The organism is Microvirga sp. P5_D2 (assembly GCF_054049475.1).
Genome location: NZ_JBFUMH010000282.1, coordinates 1 through 3,900, shown reverse-complemented (window position 1 = coordinate 3,900; position 3,900 = coordinate 1). Strand labels below are relative to the sequence as shown.

The 3,900-nt window shown below is 64.6% G+C and carries 4 protein-coding genes and 1 pseudogene; 3 read left to right on the top strand and 2 right to left on the bottom strand.

Features of this window, described 5'->3' with window-relative positions:
- The first annotated feature begins 519 nt into the window (after positions 1-519).
- The 3 genes from ACXJKO_RS30420 to ACXJKO_RS30410 all read left to right on the top strand — a co-directional run bounded on the left by ACXJKO_RS30420 (position 520) and on the right by ACXJKO_RS30410 (position 3,054).
- Positions 520-1,071, top strand: coding sequence for a hypothetical protein (locus ACXJKO_RS30420; protein WP_457094749.1), 552 nt, complete (start codon positions 520-522; stop codon positions 1,069-1,071).
- Between the two features lie 506 nt (positions 1,072-1,577).
- Positions 1,578-2,672 (top strand): calcium/proton exchanger, encoded by a 1,095-nt coding sequence (gene cax / locus ACXJKO_RS30415; protein ID WP_457094748.1) that lies wholly within the window; start codon positions 1,578-1,580, stop codon positions 2,670-2,672.
- 61 nt (positions 2,673-2,733) lie between these two features.
- Complete coding sequence (locus tag ACXJKO_RS30410; RefSeq protein WP_457094747.1) at positions 2,734-3,054, top strand: BRCT domain-containing protein; 321 nt, start codon at positions 2,734-2,736, stop codon at positions 3,052-3,054.
- Between the two features lie 42 nt (positions 3,055-3,096).
- On the opposite strand, the gene ACXJKO_RS30405 is transcribed toward ACXJKO_RS30410, so the two are convergent.
- Together ACXJKO_RS30405 and ACXJKO_RS30400 are read right to left on the bottom strand one after the other, a co-directional pair.
- Entirely contained in the window at positions 3,097-3,654 is a 558-nt protein-coding gene (locus tag ACXJKO_RS30405; RefSeq protein WP_457094746.1) for a sulfocyanin-like copper-binding protein, read from the bottom strand.
- A 114-nt stretch (positions 3,655-3,768) separates the two neighbouring features.
- Positions 3,769-3,900, bottom strand: a pseudogene (locus ACXJKO_RS30400) (IS110 family transposase); the annotation flags it as partial.

Sequence of the window (3,900 nt, the reverse complement as noted above, 5' to 3'; positions counted from 1 at the left end):
ACGACGGCCTGAGCGGTGTCGCATTTGAGTCCGACACTGATGGTGCTCGCGAGACCGGGAGCGGCTGCATTTGACCGGCTCACGTCGATCGACACCGGGAGGGCGACGAGAAAGGTGGCAACGCCGCCTATCACGGCCAATTTCAGCGGTAGATTGCGCATCGTGCCTTCTCCCTGGGCTGGTGGTGTCCGAGTTGCGCTGCTTCTCACCATAAACCTGCTGACCGGGGTTGCTTGACCGGCTGGGCCAGCGGCTTTTCCTTTTGAGACAACCGCCTTCGAATTCGTTTCAGCCTGGGAAGGCTTCTGCCCTACGGGGTCGCATCGCCTGTCTCTTCCCAGGCCTCCCTCCCCGCGTGACGCGGGCAGGGAGGGTCCGCGTACGGGCCTTGTTGTCAAAAATGGCAAGTCCCTGGCCCAACCGATCAAGCATGTTCGGCCAACGGGATCACACTGGTCCGCTCATGACGGCCTGCCTCGGGCCGCGCTGTGCATGTGTCGGCGGAAACGGAGAATGGCAATGAACAGGCTTCTCTTGGTTCTGGGTGTTCTTGCGACGAGCGCTCTTCTGGTCCCGGGTGATGCCGAGGCCCAGCGGGGCGGTCGGGGCGGCGGCGCCCGCATCGGTGGCGGCGGCAACGTCGGCGGCGCGCGGACGGTCCGTCCGCCGGTCCGCGGGGTCTCGGCCGGACGTGTCGCGGGCGTGCGGCCCGGCAATGGCCGATACGACGTCGGCCGGGCCGGCTACTATGGTGGGCGCTATGGCGCGCGGCCTGGCTACGGCAGGTATGGCGTCGGCGCGGCTGGCTATTATGGTGGCCGCTATCCGTATTCCGGCGGCTACTATGGTGCTCCGGGCTGGGGAGCCGCCGGCCTGGTGACCGGAAGCGTCATCGGCGCGGCGGCCGCGTCCACCTATCCGGCGTACCAGACGCCGATCTCGTCAACGGTCGGCGGATACTGTGCGACCACTGTCCGGACCTGCACCCTGAGCAATGCGGCCCCGGTGGGAACCGGATGCTCCTGCCGCACGCAAGGCGGACGGGCCCGCGGCACTGTTGTGGGGGGCTGACCTCTCTCGCGGAGGTGTGTCCGTCGGGCCGGGGTCTTTCCACGTCACCGGCTCGCGGGCGGGTAATCGGCCGGGATGTCCAGGTCCGTGACGGTCGACCTGTTCCGGATCCAGGCTCCCTGTTGCGATCAGCAATCGGAACTGTCCGCCGTCGAGCGCCACCTGGTCTCCCGCCGCGGTCGCCCGTTGCAGGCCCTCCACCCTTGAGCCGTGCCGTGGATGGCAACAAACGTTATATAACGCCCGGAAAGTGCATTCCCTTGAAAGTATCTTCAAGTCACCGCCGACTGGCTGAGGCTCCCGTCAGAGCGGATTGAACCGGACGTTCACAGGAGTAGGGCGAGCATCCGGACAATCGTCTTCCGAATACACCGAAGTGAAATCCTATCCGGCTCCCTAAAGGGTGTTCTGCGAAACTTGGCGGCGATGCTAGGATGCTCCTGTCGTGCAGCGCCTGAGCGATGCTTGAGAAGTAGGCGCAACCGAAATTGGCCGAGGCTGCACCTATGAACCTCTTGCTCAAGGAAGTCCGTCACAATCCCCTGCTCTGGCTGCTGGCCTTCGTGCCCGTGGTGTTCGCCGCTCACAAGCTCACGCCCGAAGCGCATACGCTGCTTTTCGTGCTGTCGGTCCTGGCGATCGTGCCACTGGCAGTGCTGTTGAGCCACGCCACCGAATCCGTGGCGGCCAAGACGGGCGATGCGGTCGGCGGCCTGCTCAACGCCACGCTCGGCAACTTGACCGAACTGATCATCGCGCTGGCCGCGTTGCGCGCCGGGCAATACGCACTTGTGAAGGCATCCATCGCCGGGGCGATTGTCACCAACTCGTTGTTCATGTTGGGCGCGTCGTTCCTGCTCGGCGGGCTCAAGTACCACGTGCAGGAGTACAACCGGGGCAACGCCCGTCTGCAAGCGGGCCTGCTCTTCCTGGCCACGATCGCATTGTTGATGCCCTCGGCGGTCTCCGGAGTCGATTCCACCGCGGGATCAGCAGTGACCGACAGGTTGAGCGTGAGTCTGTCCGTGCTGCTCATCGCCGCCTACGGATTGGGCCTGCTGTTCACCCTCAAGACACACCGCGAATTTTTCGGTGGCGCGGATCATGCCGAAACCGGCGAGGCGCCGTGGCCCATGGGCTTGGCCCTGACCACGCTGGCTGGCGTCACGATCCTGGTCGCGCTGGTGAGCGAGGTGTTCATCGAATCCGTGCAGCAGGCGGCGGAAACGTTCGGGATGACCCCCGCATTCGTGGGGTTTGTCGTCGTGGCGTTGGTGGGCGCTGCGGCGGAGATGGCCTCGGCCTTTGCCGGCGCGCGCAAGAACCGCCTGGATTTGAGCGTGGGCATCGCGCTGGGGAGCTCGGCCCAGATCGCGCTCTTCGTCGCCCCCGTGTTGGTGTTGCTGAGCTATGTCATCGGCCCGGAACCGATGAACCTGCAATTCTGGCCGGGTGCAGTGATCATGATGCTCATCGCCACCATGACCGTATCCCTGGTGACCAACAGCGGGCGCTCGGCGTGGTTTGTCGGAGTGCTCGTCCTGTTGGTGTACCTGATTTTCGCGATGACGCTTTATCTGTTGCCACCCCGGGTTCTGTGATCGGCCTCACCGGAGCGGTCTGCATGGTGCGCCAAGTTCTCGTGGGAGCCGCCGTCAGTCTTTGCAACATTGCCATCCATGCGTTTTTGATGGCGGCTGTCCGGCTCCCGCCGTCACGTTCGGTGGATCGACCTTCTGCTTCACGGGCACCTTCGCCTTCGGCTCGCGCAAGGACTGCGAGAAGGCCATCATCGATCTGGGCGGCATTCCCGGATCGCTGACCCGGACGACCAAGTATCTCGTGATCGGCGCCTATGCAACCGAGAGCTGGGCACACTCGTCCTTCGGCCGCAAGATCGAGAAGGCCGTGGACATGCGCGCGGGCGGCACCCCGATCTCCATCATCGGCGAGAGCCATTGGGTGGGCCACCTCAGGCCTTAAGTCCGTCGATCAGCGGCGTCTGGGGAATCCTCTGCCGGGAACCTATCCTCGTGGATGACGGCCACTGCCTGCGCCAGGCCGTCCTCCACCTCCAGGCCGACCCAGTGTCCCATCATGAGGTGGTTCTGCCGCGAGCAGGCGAGGAAGTAGTCCCTGGGCTGCCGCGCCACGAAGTCGAGCTGCGCGCTCTCCTGCGGGAAGATGCCCTCCAAGGGGGCGGACATAGGCACCCCAGATGGCATCCTCCTCCCGCAGCCGCACGGGCATCTCCGACTCCGCGTAGGACCTGGTCACCATGAGACCGTGCCGGACGGCCCCCGAGTGGTTGATGAACGTGAGCCTCACAGACCAGCCCGTCGGCACGCTGATCGTGAGATTCCCGCCCCAGTCGCCATTGAAGTCGATGATGTCGGTCCGCACGTTGTCCTTGGCGTAGCGGGCAACGAGATTCCAGTCCGCCACGATCTCAACCGCTACGGTCCTGGCGGCGGGATCGTTCCGGATCCAGCTCGGGACGAAGGGTTTTCCGGCCTGGGCAGCGCCGGGGAGGTTCCAAAACGCAAGGACAACGAGAGCAAGTCGAGCGAAGTGCGCCAGCATGGGATCCTCCCTTGCACGGTGGCCTGGGCGATTGGCCGAAGCGCGAAGGACGCATAGTCGTCCTGCCGGATCCCGCGCTCCGGACCGCCAGCTCCGCTAGAGTATCCGTATTGATCAAGCGGGTTTTGGGGACCAATTTCGCTGATCTCGCAAGAGCGCATTGGCCAAGATGATGAGTTTGCGCATGATCGCCGTCAGGGCGACTTTCGCCGGCTTTCCCGCCGCGAGCAGGGCCTGGTACTTGGC

Bases quoted from the DNA above. Each gene is read 5' to 3' on its own strand.
- ACXJKO_RS30420 (WP_457094749.1), top strand. From the start codon at position 520: ATGAACAGGCTTCTCTTGGTTCTGGGTGTTCTTGCGACGAGCGCTCTT.
- cax (WP_457094748.1), top strand. From the start codon at position 1,578: ATGAACCTCTTGCTCAAGGAAGTCCGTCACAATCCCCTGCTCTGGCTG.
- ACXJKO_RS30405 (WP_457094746.1), bottom strand. From the start codon at position 3,654: ATGCTGGCGCACTTCGCTCGACTTGCTCTCGTTGTCCTTGCGTTTTGG.